Source organism: Microbacterium sp. PAMC21962 (assembly GCF_019443465.1).
In the GTDB taxonomy this organism is placed as follows: Bacteria; Actinomycetota; Actinomycetes; order Actinomycetales; family Microbacteriaceae; genus Microbacterium; species Microbacterium hominis.
On sequence record NZ_CP080381.1, the window covers coordinates 366,175 to 384,314 of the forward strand.

The following is an 18,140-nucleotide window of genomic DNA, read 5'->3' on the forward strand; positions in this document are numbered from 1 at the left end:
CTCGGTTGATGACGACGATCACGGCGGCGAGCCCGCCGGATCAGAGATCGAGTTCGGGGACGTCGAGCCGCACCCGCAGTGTAGTGCGCGCGCCGCTGTTCGCCCCGCGCGCCGGTCCGCGACGGGCCGCGCGACGCCCCCGCAGGGCCTCGGCGACGACGGCCGCGCGCAGCGTCTCGGCGACCGCCTTGCCGTGGGCGTAGTCGAAGCGCACGAGGGCGCGGACCACCCCCTCCTCGACGGGGACGGGACCCAGGATCGCGCCCGCGGGGGCGGCGAGCGTGGGAACGGCGTCGCGGACCGCGCTGAGCGCCCCCTCGACGGCGGTCACGGTGCCCTCGACCGCCGCGACGCGGATCACCGGTGGCATCGCGAGCGGCGCGCGGTCGGCGAGCTCCGCGCGCGCGTAGGCCGGCTGCGTCCAGGTCGCGAGGGCGCGTGCGACCGGTCCCGCGACACCCACGAGGTGCACGGGCGCCGTCGGGGCCGCGAGCGCGGCCGCGTTCGACCACCAGCGCAGCGCGGACTCCCCGATGCGCAGCTGCTCGGCCAGCAGCATCCGGTCGCCGTCGAGCAGGATCACCGCCCGATAGCCGCCGCGCGCGAACGGCTCGGCGCCGCGGGTCGCGATGACGAGCGCCGGCCGCTCGTCGACGTGGGTCACGGGATGCGCGCCGTCGGCGACGATGACGCGGGTGTGGGGGAAGGCGCGTCCGAGCTCGTCCGCCGTGCGCTCGCTGCCCGACGACGCCATGCGCAGCTTCACCGAGCCGCAGTTCGCGCACGTCCAGGCGGGGGCGGAACGGCCGCACCATCCGCAGTCGGGGGTCGCTCCGGGGCGGCGCGCCCGCAGCGGGCCCGTGCAATGGCGGCAGCGGGCGGGCGTGCGGCAGTCGGCGCACACCAGCACCGGCGAGTAGCCCGGGCGGGCGACCTGCACGAGGACCGGTCCCTCGTGCAGGGCGTCGCGGGCGGCGGCGAACGCGCTCGACGGCACGCGGGCTCCCCGCGACTCGCCCTCGCGTGTGGCCGACAGCACGACGGTCGGGCTCGGCCTCCGGGCCGCCCGCAGGTCGCGCACCCAGCCGAGCTGCACCAGCCGCTCCACGTCGGTCGTGCGCGTGTGACCGGCGAACACGAGCGCCGAGCCCTCCAACTCCTGGCGGAGGAGGGCCGCGTCGCGCGCGTGGACGCCGGGACTGAGCGGCTCGGCCAGCAGGGGGTCGCCGTCGTCCCACACGACGACGCAGGCCGTGTCGTGCGCGGGGGCGTAGACCGTCGACCGGTTGCCGACCACGATGCACGGCGACGGCGTCAGCAGCCGCAGGTAGGTGGCGTAGCGCTCGGGGCCGGAGCGGCGCGCGTCGTCGCGCACCACGGCGTCGTCGGGTGCGCGCCCCGCGAGCGCGGTCAGGAGCTGGTCCTGGTCGCGGTGATCGGGCACCACCAGCACGGTGCTGCGCCCGTCCGCCAGCGTGCGCACGGCGATCGCGGCGACCAGGTCGGCCCACGCGCCGACCGGGCGATCGGGCGCGGGGCGCGGCGGCGCGTCGAGGGCGAGCCGCTCCCCCGCCGCGACGGCCCCGGACAGCCCCGGATAGGCCGCGAGCACGCCGTCGGCCCAGGCCGCGGCATCCGTCGACACCTCGGCGGCGGAGGCGTCCGCATCGCCGGCGGCGAGCCACGCCTTCTCCGCGCGCACCATCCGCTTCGGGATCACCAGCCTCAGGATGTCGCTCGCCGAGCCGGCGGCGCGGTCGGCCGCGCGTCGGGCGAGCGCGTACAGCGCCGGGGTCAGCACGGGCACCGACGAGACGACCGCGTCGAGCTCGGAGAGCGGCCGCTCGGGCGCCTCCGCCGTGTGCACCTCGACGAGGTAGCCGTCCACGACGCGCCCCGCAGTCCGCAGCGGGACGCGCACCCGGACTCCCGGCACGGCGTCGGCGACGAGCGATGCCGGGACCTCGTAGTCGAAGAGCCGGTCCAGCTGCGGCAGGGGCGAGTCGATGAGGACCCGGGCGACGACGATCACGGCGTCGGTCAGAGACCCGCGGCGGCGCGCAGCTCCTCGACGCGGTCGGTGCGCTCCCAGGTGAACTCGGGAAGCTCCCGGCCGAAGTGGCCGTAGGCGGCCGTCTGCGCGTAGATGGGCCGCAGCAGGTCGAGGTCGTCGATGATCGCCTTCGGACGCAGGTCGAACACCTCTCGGATCGCCCGGGTGATCTTCTCGTCGGACACGTGCGCGGTGCCGAACGTCTCGACGTAGAGCCCGACGGGCTCCGCGCGACCGATCGCGTACGCGACCTGCACCTCGAGGCGGTCGGCGAGACCGGCCGCGACGGCGTTCTTGGCGACCCAGCGCATCGCGTAGGCGGCGGAGCGGTCGACCTTGGACGGGTCCTTGCCGCTGAACGCGCCGCCGCCGTGGCGGGACGCGCCGCCGTAGGTGTCGATGATGATCTTGCGGCCGGTGAGACCGGCGTCGCCCTTCGGGCCGCCGGTGACGAACGGGCCCGCGGGGTTGATGACGTAGCGGACGTTCGACACGTCGAGGCCGGTGGTGGCGAGGATGGGGTCGATGACCTCGGCCTGCACCGCGGCCCGCAGGGCGGGCAGCGAGATGTCGGGGTTGTGCTGGGTGGAGAGCACGACGGTGTCGACGGTGCGCGGCACCGGACCGTCGTAGCCGAGGGTCACCTGGGTCTTGCCGTCGGGACGCAGGAACCCGAGCGCGCCGGAGCGGCGGGCATCCGTGAGACGCTCGGCCAGCCGGTGGGCGGTCCAGATCGCCATCGGCATGAGCTGCGGTGTCTCGTTCGTCGCGTAGCCGAACATGATGCCCTGGTCGCCCGCGCCGAGCGCGTCGACGGGGTCGACCGAACCGCCCTCGCGGTGCTCGATCGCGTTGTCGACGCCGGCCGCGATGTCGCCGGACTGCTCGCCGATCGACACCGTGACGCCGCAGGAGTCGCCGTCGAAGCCGGTTTCGCTCGAGGTGTAGCCGATGCGGTTCACGACCCGGCGGACGATGCCGGGGATGTCGACGTACCCGTCGGTGCGGACCTCACCCGCCACGTGCACGAGGCCCGTGGTCACGAGGGTCTCCACCGCGACACGGCTGCCCGGGTCGACCGTCAGCAGGGCGTCGAGGATCGAGTCGGAGATCTGGTCGCAGATCTTGTCCGGGTGCCCCTCGGTGACGGATTCGGACGTGAACAGACGCAGCGCGCTCATCGGTGCTCCAGACGACAACGGGTACTCGACAATCATGCCCGCGATCTCCGACACGACGTCGTCGTAGCGGGGATCACGGGCATGCCGACGCCATACGGCGTCATGAAGTCAGCGGAGGATCACTCGGCCGCGCGCAGGCGCAGCTTGTCCTCGTGGATCTCGTGCAGCGCGATCGTGAGGGGCTTGTCCTCGACGCTCGAGTCGACGAGCGGACCGACGTTGTCGAAGAGGTTCCCCTCGTGCAGGTCGGAGTAGTAGTCGTTGATCTGGCGCGCGCGCTTGGCCGCGTAGATCACGAGCTGGTACTTGGAGTCGACCTTGTCGAGCAGTGCGTCGATGGGCGGGTCGATGATGCCCTTGTCACGTCCGGCCATGATGAACCTCCAGGATCGAATGGCGGTGGGAAAACTCGCGGGGACACGCCCACGCGGGAGAACTCGTGGCCGCAGGATGCCGCGGCATCCGTTCATTCTATCAGCGCGGACTCGGCGATCGCTTTCATCCGTCCCGCGACCTCGCTTCTGCGGGTGCGATCCGACCTCGCGGGACGGATGAAGCGGCGCTCAGCGGGCGAGGGCCGCGATCTCGGCGGCGGCGCGGGCGACGTCGTCGTTGACGACGCGGTAGTCGAACTCGCCCTGGGCGGCGAGTTCCACCTTGGCCGTCTTGAGGCGTCGGGTCCGCTCCTCGGCTCCCTCGGTCCCGCGCCCCACGAGGCGGTTGACGAGCTCGTCCCAGCTGGGCGGGGTGAGGAACACCAGCGTCGCGTCGGGCGCGGCGGCGCGCACCTGGCGCGCGCCCTGGAGGTCGATCTCCAGCAGCACCGTGCGGCCCGCGGCCAGCGCCTCGTCGATCGGCCCGCGCGGTGTCCCGTAGCGGAACGCGTTGTGCACCGTGGCGTGCTCCAGCAGGGCGCCGTCGGCGATGAGCCGGTCGAAGCCGGCGTCGTCGACGAAGAAGTAGTGCTCACCGTCGACCTCGCCCGGTCGCGGCGCACGGGTGGTGGCCGAGACGGACAGCAGGATCTCGGGGTGGTGCTCCTTGATGTGGGCGGCGACGGTGCCCTTGCCGACGGCGGTGGGGCCCGCGAGCACGATCAGCCGGCTGCGGCCGCCGCGGGGCTGCAGCGGCGGGAACCGGGTGTCGAGCCACTCCTTCAGCGCGACGCGTTGGCGGGCGCCCAGGCCGCCGAGCCGCTTGACGGGGGCGATCTCCAGGTCCGCGAGGATGCGGTCGCGCTTGCCCTCGCCGATGGCCGGCAGCGCCGTCAGGAACTCGGTGATCCGCATCGCGCCGGCGGGGCTCTCCGGCGCGTCGAGCGCGCGCTGCAACAGCTCCTGCGGCGTGATGACCCGCATCGCGACGTCGTGCTTGAGGGCCGCGCGTTCGCGGCGCGCGGCGACGGCGCGACGGGATGCCGCGACACGGTCGACCTCGGGAGGTGTGCGGGAGTCAGCCATGGGATCCTCCACGGTACAGGGTGGCGCGTTCGGCGATCCGCGCGGCGAGCCGGTCGGGTCCGGCGGACAGGATGCTGCGGCTCTCGCTCGCGATCACGCCGTCGGCGAGGCCGCCGAACACGCGCGTCAGGTCGGCGGGCTCGGCGCCCTGGGCTCCGAAGCCGGGGGCGAGGATCGGCACGGTCCGCCCGAACGGTCGCAGGCCGCGGTCCGCGAGGTCGACCGTCGCCCCCACCACGAGGCCGAGCGAGGCCCAGTCGCCCGTGGAGGAGTCGGCGGCGACCACCTCGGCGGCCACGGCGGCGGCGACCGGGGCGCCGGTGTCCACGTGCGCCGTCTGCAGCTGCGCCGCCTCGGGGTTGCTCGTCGCGGCGAGGACGAAGGCGCCCTTCCCGTGGGTCAGCGCGGAGGCCAGCGTCGAGGCGAGCGCGCCGACGCCGAGGTACGGGCTCAGGGTGAGGGCGTCCGCCTCCAGCGGCGCCCCGGGGGGCAGCCACGCGGCCGCGTACGCGTCCATCGTCGTGCCGATGTCGCCGCGCTTGGCGTCGGCGATCACGAGCAGCCCTGCGGCGCGGGCGGCCGCCATGACCTCTTCGAGGGCGGCGAACCCGGCGGCTCCGAACCGCTCGAAGAACGACACCTGCGGCTTGACGATCCCCACGGTGGACGCCGCGGCATCCACCGTGCGCAGCCCGAATTCGCGCACGCCCTGCGCGTCGACACCGAGCCCCCACTCCCGCAGGAGCGTCTCATGGGGATCGATGCCGACGCACAGGCGTCCGCGCGTGGCGACGGCCCTCTGCAGTCGCGAGCCGAACGAGCTCACACCGCGGCCCGCTGCTCGGCGGCCTGGAGAGCCTCGGCGCGGTCGACGGCGTACTCCTGGAGGCTACGCACGGCGAAGCCTTCCCGCAGCACCGGCAGCGCGCTGACCGCGGCGCCGAGGACGGCCATCGTGGTGAACAGTGCCTTGTCGGCGGCCACGGCCGCCGCGCGGATCTCGTACCCGTCGGCGCGGGCGATGCCGCCGGAGGGGGTGTTCACGACGATGTCGATCTCGCCTGCGTTGATGAGGTCGACGACGTTGCGCTCCCCCGACTCCTGCGTGTCGGAGTACTTGTTCACGACGTCCACGCGGATGCCGTTGCGCGCGAGGATTTCGGCCGTGCCCGACGTCGCGACGAGGCGGAAGCCGAGCTCCTGCAGGCGGTGCGCCGGCAGGATCACGGCGCGCTTGTCGTCGTCGGCCACCGACAGGAACACCGTGCCCGAGGTCGGCATGCCGCCGTAGGCCGCCGCCTGGCTCTTGGCGAACGCGGTCGGGAAGTCGCGGTCGATGCCCATGACCTCGCCGGTGGAGCGCATCTCCGGGCCGAGCACGGAGTCGACGGTGTGGCCGTCGGCGGTGCGGAACCGCTTGAACGGGAGCACGGCCTCCTTGACGGCGACGGGAGCGTCCAGCGGCACGCGCGAGCCGTCCTCGACGGGCAGCAGGCCCTCCGCCTTGAGCTCGGCGATGGTAGAGCCGGCCATGATGCGCGACGCCGCCTTGGCCAGCGGGATGCCGAGCGCCTTCGACACGAACGGCACGGTGCGCGAGGCGCGCGGGTTCGCCTCGATCACGTAGAGCACGCCCGCCGAGACGGCGAACTGCACGTTGAGCAGACCCCGCACGCCGACGCCTTCCGCGATCGCCTGCGTGGCGGTGCGGACGCGGTCGATCTCGGTGCGACCGAGCGAGATGGGCGGGAGGGTGCACGACGAGTCGCCGGAGTGGATGCCGGCCTCCTCGAGGTGCTCCATGACGCCACCGATGTACAGCTCGTGGCCGTCGTAGAGCGCGTCGACGTCGAGCTCGATCGCGTCGTCGAGGAAGCGGTCGACCAGCAGCGGCTTGCCCTCCTCGATGACGACCTCACCGGCGGTGCGCACGAAGTAGTCGCGCAGGCTCTCGGTGTCGTAGACGATCTCCATGCCGCGGCCGCCGAGCACGAAGCTCGGGCGCACGAGCACGGGGTAGCCGATCTCCTCGGCGATCGCGACGGCGCCCGCCTCGTCGACGGCCGTGTCGTGGCGCGGGGCCACGAGTCCGGCGCGGTCGAGCAGCTGCGAGAACAGCTCGCGCTCCTCGGCGATGTCGATGGCGGCGGGAGAGGTGCCGAGGATCGTGTAGCCGGCCTCCTCGATGCCCTTCGCGAGTCCCAGCGGCGTCTGACCGCCGAGCTGGCAGACCACGCCGAGGATCGTGCCCGACGCGCTCTCGGCGTGCAGGACCTCCAGGACGTCTTCGAGCGTGAGCGGCTCGAAGTACAGCCGGTCGCTCGTGTCGTAGTCGGTCGAGACGGTCTCCGGGTTGCAGTTGACCATGATCGTCTCGTAGCCGGCGTCCGACAGGGCGAACGAGGCGTGCACGCACGAGTAGTCGAACTCGACGCCCTGGCCGATGCGGTTCGGGCCCGATCCGATGATGACGACCTTGGTGCGATCGCTCGGCGTGACCTCGGTCTCGTAGTCGTAGCTGGAGTAGTGGTACGGCGTCAGGGCGGGGAACTCCCCCGCGCACGTGTCGACCGTCTTGTACACCGGGCGGATGCCGAGGCCGTAGCGGACGCCGCGGATCTCGGCCTCGGTCACGCCCCGCAGCTGCGCGAGCTGCGCATCGCTGAAGCCGTGCTCCTTGGCCAGACGCAGGGTCGCGGCATCCAGCTCGGCGGCGGCCTGCACGAAGGCGGCGACCTCGTTGATCAGTGCCATCTGGTCCAGGAACCACGGGTCGATCTTCGTGGCCTCGAACGCCTGCGCGACCGTGGCGCCCTTGCGCATCGCCTGCTGCAGCGTCACGATGCGCCCGTCGGTGGGGACCTTCGCGATCTCCAGCAGCTCCTCCACCGAGCGGGGCTCTTCGCCCCAGTGGAAGCTCGATCCGCGCTTCTCGAGCGAGCGCAGCGCCTTCTGCAGCGCCGTCGTGTAGTTGCGGCCGATCGCCATCGCCTCACCGACCGATTTCATGGTGGTCGTGAGCGTCGCGTCGGCGTTCGGGAACTTCTCGAAGTTGAAGCGCGGCACCTTGACGACGACGTAGTCGAGCGTCGGCTCGAAGCTCGCCGGCGTCGCCTGGGTGATGTCGTTCGGGACCTCGTCGAGGCGGTAGCCGATCGCGAGCTTCGCAGCGAGCTTCGCGATCGGGAAGCCCGTCGCCTTGGAGGCGAGGGCCGACGAGCGCGAGACGCGCGGGTTCATCTCGATGACGATGATGCGCCCGGATGCCGGGTCGACGGCGAACTGGATGTTGCAGCCGCCGGTGTCCACGCCGACGGCGCGGATGATGTCGATGCCGATGTCGCGGAGCTTCTGGTACTCGCGGTCGGTCAGGGTCAGCGCGGGGGCCACCGTGATCGAGTCGCCGGTGTGCACGCCGACCGGGTCGACGTTCTCGATGGAGCAGACGACGACCGTGTTGTCGGCCATGTCGCGCATGAGCTCGAGCTCGTACTCCTTCCAGCCGAGGATCGACTCCTCCAGGAGCACCTCGGTGGTCGGCGAGTCGCGCAGGCCCGCACCGCCGATGCGACGCAGGTCCTCCTCGTCGTAGGCGAAGCCGGAGCCCAGGCCGCCCATCGTGAACGAGGGGCGCACGACCAGCGGATAGCCGAGCTCGGCGGCGCCGGAGATCAGATCGTCCATCGTGTGGCAGATGACGCTGCGGGCCACGTCGGCCCCGGCATCCAGCACGAGCTGCTTGAAGATCTGACGGTCCTCGCCCTTGCGGATGGCGTCGACCTTGGCGCCGATGAGCTCGACGCCGTACTTGTCGAGGATGCCCTGCTCGTGCAGCGCCATGGCGGCGTTGAGCGCGGTCTGGCCGCCCAGGGTCGGCAGGATCGCGTCGGGCTTCTCCTTCTGGATGATCGTCTCGATCACGGCGGGCGTGATCGGCTCGATGTAGGTCGCGTCCGCGAAGTCGGGGTCGGTCATGATCGTCGCCGGGTTCGAGTTGACGAGGATGACGCGCACGCCCTCCTCGCGCAGCACGCGGCAGGCCTGGGTTCCCGAGTAATCGAACTCGCAGGCCTGGCCGATGACGATCGGGCCGGAGCCGATGACGAGGACGCTCGTGATGTCGTCGCGCTTGGGCATCAGTTCTTGTTCTCCAGAGAGGTGCGCACCATGTCGGCGAAGCGGTCGAAGAGGTAGTTGGCGTCGTGCGGGCCGCCGGCGGCCTCGGGGTGATACTGCACGCTGAACGCCGGGATGTCGAGGGCGCGAAGGCCCTCCACGACGTTGTCGTTGAGGCCGATGTGGCTCACCTCGACGCGGCCGTAGCCGTTCGGGCTGAGGGTCTCGCCGTCCAGCGGAGCGTCCACGGCGAACCCGTGGTTGTGCGCCGTGATCTCCACGCGCCCGGTCTGCTTGTCGAGCACCGGCTGGTTGATGCCACGGTGGCCGAAGGGCAGCTTGTACGTGCCGAAGCCGAGCGCACGGCCGAGCAGCTGGTTGCCGAAGCAGATGCCGAAGAAGGGCAGGCCGTCGTCGAGCACGTTGCGCAGGAGCGTGACGTGGTCGTCGGATGCCGCGGGGTCGCCCGGGCCGTTGGAGTAGAAGACGGCCACGGGGTCGATCGCGCGGACCTCGTCGATCGTCGCCGACTGCGGCAGCACGTGCACGTCGAACCCGCGGGCGGCGAGGTTGAGCACGGTCGCGCGCTTCACGCCGAGGTCGAGCACGGCCAGGGCGCCCAGCCTCTGCACGTCGGCGGCGGCGGGCGTGACCTCGACCTCGCTGACCGAGACGGCTGCGGAGAGGTTCTGGCCGGCCATCTCGGGCGCTTCGCGCACGATGCGCAGCTGCTCCTCGGGGTCGAGGGCCGCGGCCTCGCCGGAGAACACGCCGCCGCGCATCGAGCCCGACGAGCGGAGCACGCGGGTGACGGCGCGGGTGTCGATGCCGGCGATGCCGACGATCCCGTCGCGCACGAGGGCGTCGTCGAGCGACTCGTCGGCACGCCAGTTGGAGACGACGCGCGAGGGGTCGCGCACGATGTAGCCGGCGACCCAGATGCGGCGTGACTCGGGGTCTTCGCCGTTCATCCCGGTGTTGCCGATGTGCGGCGCGGTCTGCAGGACGATCTGTCCCGCGTAGGAGGGATCGGTGAGCGTCTCCTGGTAGCCGGTCATGCCGGTGGAGAAGACGACTTCGCCGAGGGTCGTGCCCCGTGCGCCGTAGGCGCGGCCGGGGTGGCGGGAGCCGTCTTCGAGGACGAGGACGGCGGGGTCGAGCAAGAAGGTCATGCGGCGTTTCCCGTCGAGGTGGTGGAGGTCTGGTCTGTCGCGGTCGGGGCCGAAGGCGGCAGGAGGGCGGAGATCGCAGCGGCGAGGGCGGAGGCCGACTCGTCCTGCGGGCGGAGGTAGCTGTCGACGATCTCGGTGGAGCCGTCCGAGCGGTTCGCGAGCCAGGCGATGCGCACGAGCCCGCCCGCCTCGACCACACGGTCGATGGCGGTGTTGGCGAGGTCGACGCCGGAGATCCGCTCGAGAGCGAGGAACATGCGCGGCTGGCCCACGAGGTCGAGGGCGACGCCCCGATCGGTGACCGTCACGTCGAGGCGCGAACGGAAGCCGAGCCCGCGGATCGCGAGGCGTTCCAGGGCGTCGTCGTGCCGGGTCGTCGCGACGTAGAAGCCCGAGCTGCGAACCTGCTCGCGGGCGTCCGTCGGCGCCTCGCCGAACGGTGCGGCGAGCCCGCCGTCCCGCCGGGATCGTCGTCGCCACGCGACCACACCGAGCGCCAGGAGCCCGACGGCCACGGCGATCATGACGAGCAGTGCCCCTTCACGGGTCATGACGTGACCTCCTTCATGGCGGTGGCCACGACGCCGTCGGCGACCGTCGGAGCGCCGCGGAAGAACGTCCACCGCACCTCGCCCGGCAGTTCGCGGCCCAGGTAGGGAGAGTTGACGCTGCGTCCGCGCAGGTCGTCGCGGCCGAACGTCCGCACCGGCGCCGGGTCGTACAGCGTGAGCGAGGCCGGTGCTCCCACGGTGAGCGGTGTGCCGGCGTCGGCGAGGCGGCCGATGCGGGCCGGTGCGGCCGACATCACGCGGGCGACGTCGTCCCACGACAGCATCCCGGTCTGCACCATCGCCTGGTGGACGACCCGCAGCGCGGACTCCAGCCCCACCATGCCGTTGGCGGCCGCCTGCCACTCGCACGACTTGGCCTCCGCCGGGTGCGGGGCGTGGTCGGTGGCGACGATGTCGATCGTGCCGTCGGCGAGGCCTTCGCGCACGGCCTGCACGTCCTCGTCGCGGCGCAGCGGCGGGTTCACCTTGTAGCGGGCGTCGTAGCCGCGCACGAGATCCTCGGTGAGGAGCAGGTGGTGCGGCGTGACCTCGGCGGTGACGTTCACGCCCCGCTTCTTCGCCCAGCGGATGATGTCGACCGACCCGGCCGTCGAGAGGTGGCACACGTGCAGGCGGGAGCCGACGTGCTCGGCGAGCAGCACATCGCGGGCGATGATCGACTCCTCGGCCACCGCGGGCCAGCCGGCGAGGCCGAGCTCGGCCGAGACCGTGCCCTCGTTCATCTGGGCGCCCTCGGTCAGCCGCGGATCCTGTGCGTGCTGCGCGACGACGCCGTCGAACGCCTTCACGTACTCCAGCGCGCGGCGCATGATGAGCGGGTCGAAGACGCAGAAGCCGTCATCGCTGAAGACGCGCACGCGGGCGCGGGAGGATGCCATCGCGCCCAGCTCGGCGAGGCGTTCGCCCTTCTGCCCCACCGTCACGGCGCCGATCGGCTGCACGTGCACGTAACCGGCCGCCTCGCCCAGCGCGAGCTCCTGCTCGACGACACCGGCCGTGTCGGCGACCGGCGAGGTGTTCGGCATCGCGAACACCGTCGTGAACCCGCCCGCCGCGGCGGCGCGCGAACCTGTCAGCACCGTCTCCGACGCCTCGTAGCCGGGCTCGCGCAGATGCACGTGCAGGTCGACCAGGCCGGGCAGGGCGATCAGCCCGTCGGCATCCACCACATCGGCGCCGGCGCGGGTGAGCCCGGTGCCGATCTCGGCGATGCGGCCGCCTTCGAGCACCACGTCGGCGGCCTCTGCCCCGTTCAGGCGGGCGCCGCGGATGATCGTCGGGCGCTCCGGGGTGTGTGGAACCGTCACGGGGCGTGCTCCTCTGCGTTCGTGTCGCGCTCACCGGGTCGTTCGCCGGCCAGCACCAGGTACAGCACCGCCATCCGCACCGAGACGCCGTTCGCGACCTGCTCCAGCACGGTCGAGCGCGGGGAATCGGCGGCGTCGGCGGAGATCTCCAGGCCCCGGTTCATGGGGCCCGGGTGCATCACCATGCTACCGTCCGGCAGAGCGGCCAGACGCTCGGCATCCAGTCCCCATCGACGCGAATACTCCCGTTCAGTGGGGAAATACGCCGCGTTCATGCGTTCGAGCTGAATCCGCAGCATCATGATCGCGTCCGGTGCGCCCGCGATGGCCTCGTCGAGGTCGTAGACGATGCGCGCCGGCCACGCCGAGACATCCTGAGGGATCAGCGTCGGAGGAGCGACGAGAGTGACCTCCGCGCCGAGCGTGTGCAGCAGCCAGACGTTCGAGCGCGCGACGCGCGAGTGCAGGATGTCGCCGACGATCGCGACCCGCACGCCCGCGAGGTCTCGACCGCGGCTGTCGTCGCCGAAGCGGCGCTTGCGGATCGTGAAGGCGTCGAGCAGCGCCTGGGTGGGGTGCTCGTGCGTGCCGTCGCCGGCGTTGACGACGCCCGCGGTGATCCAACCGCTCGTGGCGAGGGTGTGCGGTGCTCCGGACGCGCCGTGACGGATGACCACGGCATCCGCGCCCATCGCCTGCAGCGTCTGGGCGGTGTCCTGCAGCGACTCCCCCTTGCTGACGCTGGAACCCTTGGCGGAGAAGTTGATGACGTCGGCCGACAGTCGTTTCGCGGCCGCTTCGAAGGAGATGCGCGTGCGCGTCGAGTCCTCGAAGAAGAGGTTGACGATCGTCTTGCCGCGTAGCGTCGGCAGCTTCTTGATCTCCCGCGACTGGGTGTCGCGCATGTCCTCGGCGACGTCGAGGATGCGCAGGGCCTGCTCGCGTGCGAGCGTGCGGGTGTCGAGCAGGTGCCTCATGATGCGATCGTCACCTCTTCGACGCCGTCGACTTCCGCGAGGTGCACGTTGACGCGCTCGCTGCGGGCGCTCGGCAGGTTCTTGCCGACGAAATCGGGGCGGATCGGCAGCTCACGATGGCCGCGGTCCACGAGGATGGCGAGCCGCACCGCGGCGGGGCGGCCGATGTCGCCGATCGCGTCCAGGGCGGCCCGGATGCTGCGTCCCGAGAACAGCACGTCGTCCACGAGGACGACGGTCTTGCCGTCGATCCCCCCGGCCGGGATCTGCGTCGGGCGCGGCGTGCGGGTGGGATTGCGGTGCAGGTCGTCGCGGTACATCGTGACGTCGAGGGCGCCGACGGGGACGCTCGAGCCGGAGATCTCGCCGAGGAGGCGGCCGATGCGCTCCGCGAGGGTCACCCCCCGGGTCGGGATGCCGAGGAGGACGAGGCCGTCCGCCCCTTTGTTGGACTCCAGGATCTCGTGGGAGATCCGAGTCAGTGCGCGGGCGATGTCGGCTGTCTGCATCACGGTACGCGTGTTACCGGTGCTCATCCGTCGCTCCCTTCTCCGCCTCACGGGACGGTGTTAAAGGTTGCTGTGGTACGTCACCCACTCTACCCGACCCGGGCGGCGCTTCAGGTGGTGGATCGCCCCGGCGCGATCGCGCGTCGTACCCCGGCGCGGGCGGCCGTGAGACCGAGCACGAGCAGCGTCACCGACCAGAAGCCCCCGAGGGAGACGGCGTCGCCGAAGAGCAGGTCCTCGAGCCACAGCACGACGAACTTGCTGCCGGGCAGGATCAGCACCAGCATCACGATCGAGGTGACACGCCGCGCCGCCGTCGACGCCGCGCGCAGCCGTGCCACGACCCGCTTCTTGATCCGCAGCACCAGCTCGAGGACGAGCTTGAGCATCACCGCCGTCGCGAGCGAGACGGCGAAGCTCTCGGTGATGACGCCCGGGACGAACTCGGCGGTCAGGTTGAGGATCACGAGGTAGACGAGGACGTCCACGAGGTGCAGCGGGTCGATCTTCATGCCAAGGTCCTCCCTCGCGGACCCCCGGTGTAGTGGTCGCGCTCACTCTAGGGCAGGCCGTTGAAGCGCATGAGAACACTCTCACGCGGCGTGTGATGTTTCCTCTCTCGATCTGGACTTTTCCACCGTGTGGTGTCGGAGGCCCTCGGCAGAATGGGGGTATGGACCTCCTCGCAACGCACCTCGACGACCTGCGTTCGCAGGTCGTGGACGTGCTGCGCGCGGCGGTCTCGAACCGTGTCTTCGAGCGGGGCACCGAAGGCGAGCTCGCCCGGCAGATCGCCGCGATCGCCGAGATCGGCCGCTTCGTCGAGGCGCTCCTGATCGACGCGACCGGCGAGGTCATGCGCCGGTCGGAGAACCCCGTGCGCGACGAGCGGATGACCTCGCACCTCGGATGCCGCGACGTCACCGATCTGCTGCAGACGCTCACCCGGCTCGAACCGCGGTCGGCAGTCCGGCTGCAGCGGGCGGCGACGGCTGTCCGCCGCGCCGTGTCGCCCACGACCGGTGAGGCGCTCGACGCGCCGTTCCCGTCGGTGCGGGCCGCGATGGTCGACGGGGTGGTCGGCACCGACGGCATCCTCGCGATCACCGGACCCCTCCAGCAGACCGCGCCGCGCGTCTCCACGGCCGCGCGGAGGGACGCCGCCGATGTCGTCGTCGCCGAGGCGCGGGGCGAGGGGCCGGATGCCGCGCCGCCCGCATGCGCCGAGCTGCTGCGCATCCACGCGCAGACGTGGGCGCTCGCGCTCGATCAGGACGGCGCCGAGCCGCGCGAGCGGGTGGCCGAGCGGAAGCGCTCGCTCGTGCTCGGTGTCGCCACCGCGGCCGGAGTGCCCGTCCGAGGAACCCTGCTGCCCGAGGTGGCGGCGCAGCTGCAGACCATCTTCGATGCCCACCTCTCCCCCGCGGTCGCCTTCGACGACCCGTTCACCGCCCTTGACGACGACCCGCTCGTCGCCCGGGACGAGCGCACCCGCCGGCAGAAGCAGCACGATGCGCTCGCGGCGGCACTCGGTGTCGCGGCATCCAGCGGGCTCCTGCCCACGGTCGGCGCCCACGCGCCCACCCTGGTGGTCTCCGTCGAGGCCGACGATCTCATCGCGGGCACGGGTTTCGCCCACGCGCAGGGCTGCGATCAGCCCGTCAGCACCATGGTCGCCCGCCACGTCGCCTGCGCCGGCGCGATCCAACGCGTCGCCACCCGCCCAGGCGGACGCATCGGCGTGCTGCTGTGCTGGTACCACCACCGCTTCCTCGACCGCATCGGCTGGAAGCTGCGCATGAACAGCGGCGTGCCCGAGGTCACGGCACCGCCGTGGCACGGCAGGGATCATCGGTGGCGGCCGGTGACGACGTCGCCCGTGCGACTCACGAAGCGCGCGAAACGAATCCTGACGACGTGAATCCCGTGCGTCAGAGCCGGTTCACGACGTCTGCGCGGAGGCCGTCTCGCTGACGCGCGCCGCGCGGATCGGATGCCCCGGTGCGGTGAGGCACTGTCCGCTCGCCAGGTCCCACTTCCAGTCGTGGAGGGCGCACGTGAGCACGCCGTCCTCGATCTTGCCGGTCTTGGTGAGGTCGGCGCGCAGGTGCGGACAGCGCCGCTGCACGTTCCAGCCGTCGATCTCGGCATCCTCGGTCTGATCCGACTGCTCGGCGTACCAGTTCTCGACGTACTCGATGCGGTCGCGCGACAGGCACTTCAGGAACGTGGTGAGGAACTCGTTGAACTTGCCGCTGCGGCCCACCTCGAACTGCATCGACAGGAAGATCGAGTTCGACCAGTCGATCTCGTGGTCGCGGATGTTCGTCGAGACGAGATCGGCGGGGATCGTGTACCAGTAGATGCACTCCTCCCCCGCGTACGCGCGCACCTTGGCCTTCGGGAAGTCGACGACCATGTCGAGCTCGCCGATGCGGAAGCGGACGTTGCCGCCCACCCCGGTGCGGATCGTGCGGGCGCGGCGCAGCAGCGGCTCCCACCACTCCTGCAGTGCCGCGAGCATCTCGTCGGGTGCCATCGGCTCGGCGCGGGTGGCAATCTCGGCGATGACCTCTCCCTGACGGCTGTCGCGCTGTTCGGCGAGGTAGGCCCACTTGTCGTCGAAGACGCGGTCGATCTCCTCCGCCGAGTAGAGGGTCTGGGTGATCTCGATCGCCCCGCCGTCGAGGTCGACCTGCGTGCCGGGCACGAACTCGTAGCCCTTCTGGTCGGGACGCTCGTCGCGCATGTGCGCGAGGAACTGACGCTGATCGGTGAAGATCGAGTCGTCCTCCAGGCCCCACCCGTTGAAACGGAACAGGTCCTCACGCAGGAACATGGGCGGACCCGCCATCGGGAAGACGTGCTCGGCGTCCACCTTCTCGATGTAGTACATCGCGCGCTTGTTCTGCGCGTCGCGCTTGAGCTTCGCGAAGTGCTGCTTGGAGTCCTGCGGCAGGTCGTAGACCATGGGCCACCAGATCGCCCCCGACACCTGCGTGAAGTACGCGTCGGGCGTCGAGAACGAGAGCAGCCGGTCGAGGTTGAGCGGATGCGAGTCGTTCTGGTTCAGGATGCTGGCGGTGCCGTCGTCCACGCTCAGCGAGGAGTCGCCGATCGGGCCGTCACTGGGCGCGCGCAGCGGCGTGACCATGATCTTCAGCCCGCCGGGGTACTCGATCGTCCGGCCCGCCTGGGTGTAGACGATGTTGTCGTAGCCGAGGCGGCGGAGGTCCACCTCGAGGTCGTCGGTCGGGTACTCCGGCAGCAAAACGCGGATGTCCTTCGGCACGTACCGCTCCAGCAGCGTGGGGTCGAAGTGGTCGCGGTGACGGTGCGAGATGTAGAGGAAGTCCGCCTTCCCGAAGCGCTCCCAGTCCAGGCCGCGGTTGTCGGGGAAGGGGAACCACGAACCGAAGAAACTCGGCCCCATCACGGGGTCGCACAGGATGCTGCCGCCCGTCGTCTCGATGAACATTCCGGCGTGGCCGAGGCCTGTGATCCGCATGGGTCCTCCTGGTCGAACAGCTCTCGAGTCTACGCGCGAGAGGCTGTGCGCCCGCTCAGGCGAGGCGGGAGTCAGGGTGCGGAGAGACCGAGGCGCGGGTACAGGCGGGCGAAGCCCTCGGCCAGACCGCCCTCCAGGGCGTCGACGACATGGCCGGCCCCGGGCACCACGTGGCTGTCGGCCTGTCGGCCCGCCGCGGAGAGGAGATTCCCCCCCCCCCCCCCAGCCATACGGATGTGACGTCAGGCGGTGCGGGCGATACGTCCGAGCACGCCGTGCACGAACGAGCCGGAGTCGTCGGTGGAGAACTCCTTCGCGAGCTCCACGGCCTCGTCGATGGCGACCGCGGAGGGCACCTCGTCGTTGAACATGAGCTCCCAGACGGCCAGGCGCAGGATGGCACGGTCGACCGCCGGCATCCGCTCGAGCTTCCAGTCGCGCGCGTGCGTGACGATCTGCTCGTCGATCTCGTCGCGGTTGTCGATGACGCCGTCGACGATCTCGCGTGCGTACAGCCAGGACGCCTCGCGGGCGGGCTCGTTCGCCGCGCGCTTGGCCTCGGCCGCGAGCGTCACGGCGAGGTCGTCACCGCGGACGTCGGACTGGTAGAGGATGTCGAGGGCGCGCTTTCGCGCCTTGGAGCGTGCGCTCATGTGATCGGATGCCGCGCGTCAGTTGACGCGGCCGAGGTAGTCGCCCGTCCGGGTGTCGACCTTCACCTTGGTGCCGGTCTCGAGGAACAGCGGGACCTGGATCTCATAGCCGGTCTCGACGGTCGCGGGCTTCGTGCCCGCCGACGAGCGGTCGCCCTGAAGACCGGGCTCGGTGTAGGTGATCTCCAACACGACGGAGGCCGGGAGCTCGATGTAGAGCGGGTTGCCGTTGTTGAGCGCGATCTGCACCTGCTGGTTCTCGAGCAGGAAGTTCGCGGAATCGCCGACCGTCGCGGCGCCGACCGTGATCTGGTCGTAGTCGGCGACGTCCATGAAGACGTAGCCCTCGCCGTCGTTGTAGAGGTAGGTGAAGTCGCGGCGGTCGACGTTCTCGATCTCCACCTTCGCGCCGGCGTTGAACGTCTTGTCGACGACCTTGCCGGTCATGACGTTCTTGAGCTTGGTGCGGACGAAGGCGCCGCCCTTGCCGGGCTTCACGTGCTGGAACTCCACGACGCTCCAGAGCTGTCCGTCGATGCTGAGGACGACGCCGTTCTTGATGTCTGCGGTCGATGCCATGAGTGTGGAGTTTCCGTTCGTGAGTTCGAGGTGGCGCACGCGGTGGCGCGCGG

At 71.2% G+C, this 18,140-nt stretch carries 16 protein-coding genes; 1 reads left to right on the forward strand and 15 read right to left on the reverse strand.

Annotation, left to right across the window (positions count from 1 at the left end; translation table 11 throughout):
• Positions 1-40 precede the first annotated feature (40 nt).
• The 12 genes from KY498_RS01750 to KY498_RS01805 all read right to left on the reverse strand — a co-directional run bounded on the left by KY498_RS01750 (position 41) and on the right by KY498_RS01805 (position 13,859).
• On the reverse strand, positions 41-2,032 hold the full coding sequence (locus KY498_RS01750) for a primosomal protein N' (protein WP_191008635.1): 1,992 nt from the start codon (positions 2,030-2,032) through the stop codon (positions 41-43).
• 8 nt (positions 2,033-2,040) lie between these two features.
• On the reverse strand, positions 2,041-3,234 hold the full coding sequence (metK, locus tag KY498_RS01755; RefSeq protein WP_060958615.1) for a methionine adenosyltransferase: 1,194 nt from the start codon (positions 3,232-3,234) through the stop codon (positions 2,041-2,043).
• A 119-nt stretch (positions 3,235-3,353) separates the two neighbouring features.
• Positions 3,354-3,608, reverse strand: coding sequence for a DNA-directed RNA polymerase subunit omega (gene rpoZ, locus KY498_RS01760; RefSeq protein ID WP_060958614.1), 255 nt, complete (start codon positions 3,606-3,608; stop codon positions 3,354-3,356).
• Between the two features lie 189 nt (positions 3,609-3,797).
• Positions 3,798-4,694 (reverse strand): guanylate kinase, encoded by an 897-nt coding sequence (gene gmk, locus KY498_RS01765; RefSeq protein ID WP_191008634.1) that lies wholly within the window; start codon positions 4,692-4,694, stop codon positions 3,798-3,800.
• Complete coding sequence (gene pyrF / locus KY498_RS01770) at positions 4,687-5,520, reverse strand: orotidine-5'-phosphate decarboxylase (RefSeq protein ID WP_219879431.1); 834 nt, start codon at positions 5,518-5,520, stop codon at positions 4,687-4,689. Before pyrF ends, gmk begins: the two co-directional genes overlap by 8 nt.
• Positions 5,517-8,831 (reverse strand): carbamoyl-phosphate synthase large subunit, encoded by a 3,315-nt coding sequence (carB, locus tag KY498_RS01775; protein ID WP_060958611.1) that lies wholly within the window; start codon positions 8,829-8,831, stop codon positions 5,517-5,519. The genes pyrF and carB overlap by 4 nt, the downstream gene beginning before the upstream one ends.
• Entirely contained in the window at positions 8,831-9,982 is a 1,152-nt protein-coding gene (gene carA / locus KY498_RS01780; RefSeq protein ID WP_061781749.1) for a glutamine-hydrolyzing carbamoyl-phosphate synthase small subunit, read from the reverse strand. The genes carB and carA overlap by 1 nt, the downstream gene beginning before the upstream one ends.
• Positions 9,979-10,533 carry a hypothetical protein gene (locus tag KY498_RS01785; RefSeq protein WP_191008632.1) on the reverse strand — a complete coding sequence of 185 codons (555 nt, stop codon included), beginning with the start codon at positions 10,531-10,533 and terminating at the stop codon, positions 9,979-9,981. Before KY498_RS01785 ends, carA begins: the two co-directional genes overlap by 4 nt.
• Positions 10,530-11,861 carry a dihydroorotase gene (locus KY498_RS01790; RefSeq protein WP_223848936.1) on the reverse strand — a complete coding sequence of 444 codons (1,332 nt, stop codon included), beginning with the start codon at positions 11,859-11,861 and terminating at the stop codon, positions 10,530-10,532. The genes KY498_RS01785 and KY498_RS01790 overlap by 4 nt, the downstream gene beginning before the upstream one ends.
• Positions 11,858-12,838, reverse strand: coding sequence for an aspartate carbamoyltransferase catalytic subunit (locus KY498_RS01795; RefSeq protein ID WP_060958608.1), 981 nt, complete (start codon positions 12,836-12,838; stop codon positions 11,858-11,860). The genes KY498_RS01790 and KY498_RS01795 overlap by 4 nt, the downstream gene beginning before the upstream one ends.
• On the reverse strand, positions 12,835-13,374 hold the full coding sequence (pyrR, locus tag KY498_RS01800) for a bifunctional pyr operon transcriptional regulator/uracil phosphoribosyltransferase PyrR (protein WP_191008631.1): 540 nt from the start codon (positions 13,372-13,374) through the stop codon (positions 12,835-12,837). Before pyrR ends, KY498_RS01795 begins: the two co-directional genes overlap by 4 nt.
• Positions 13,375-13,457: 83 nt before the next feature.
• On the reverse strand, positions 13,458-13,859 hold the full coding sequence (locus KY498_RS01805) for a hypothetical protein (protein ID WP_101306399.1): 402 nt from the start codon (positions 13,857-13,859) through the stop codon (positions 13,458-13,460).
• 161 nt (positions 13,860-14,020) lie between these two features.
• Here KY498_RS01805 and KY498_RS01810 point away from each other — a divergent pair, with 161 nt between their 5' ends.
• Complete coding sequence (locus KY498_RS01810) at positions 14,021-15,268, forward strand: DUF222 domain-containing protein (RefSeq protein ID WP_191008630.1); 1,248 nt, start codon at positions 14,021-14,023, stop codon at positions 15,266-15,268.
• Positions 15,269-15,289: 21 nt separating this feature from the next.
• Here the strand turns inward: KY498_RS01810 and KY498_RS01815 are convergent, their stop codons facing one another.
• The 3 genes from KY498_RS01815 to efp all read right to left on the reverse strand — a co-directional run bounded on the left by KY498_RS01815 (position 15,290) and on the right by efp (position 18,087).
• On the reverse strand, positions 15,290-16,855 hold the full coding sequence (locus tag KY498_RS01815; RefSeq protein WP_191008629.1) for a Rieske 2Fe-2S domain-containing protein: 1,566 nt from the start codon (positions 16,853-16,855) through the stop codon (positions 15,290-15,292).
• A 242-nt stretch (positions 16,856-17,097) separates the two neighbouring features.
• The gene (gene nusB / locus KY498_RS01820) at positions 17,098-17,508 is read right to left on the reverse strand and encodes a transcription antitermination factor NusB (protein ID WP_101306397.1); all 411 of its coding nucleotides are present in this window, start codon (positions 17,506-17,508) and stop codon (positions 17,098-17,100) included.
• 18 nt (positions 17,509-17,526) lie between these two features.
• Positions 17,527-18,087 (reverse strand): elongation factor P, encoded by a 561-nt coding sequence (gene efp, locus KY498_RS01825; protein WP_060958603.1) that lies wholly within the window; start codon positions 18,085-18,087, stop codon positions 17,527-17,529.
• Positions 18,088-18,140: the final 53 nt, after the last annotated feature.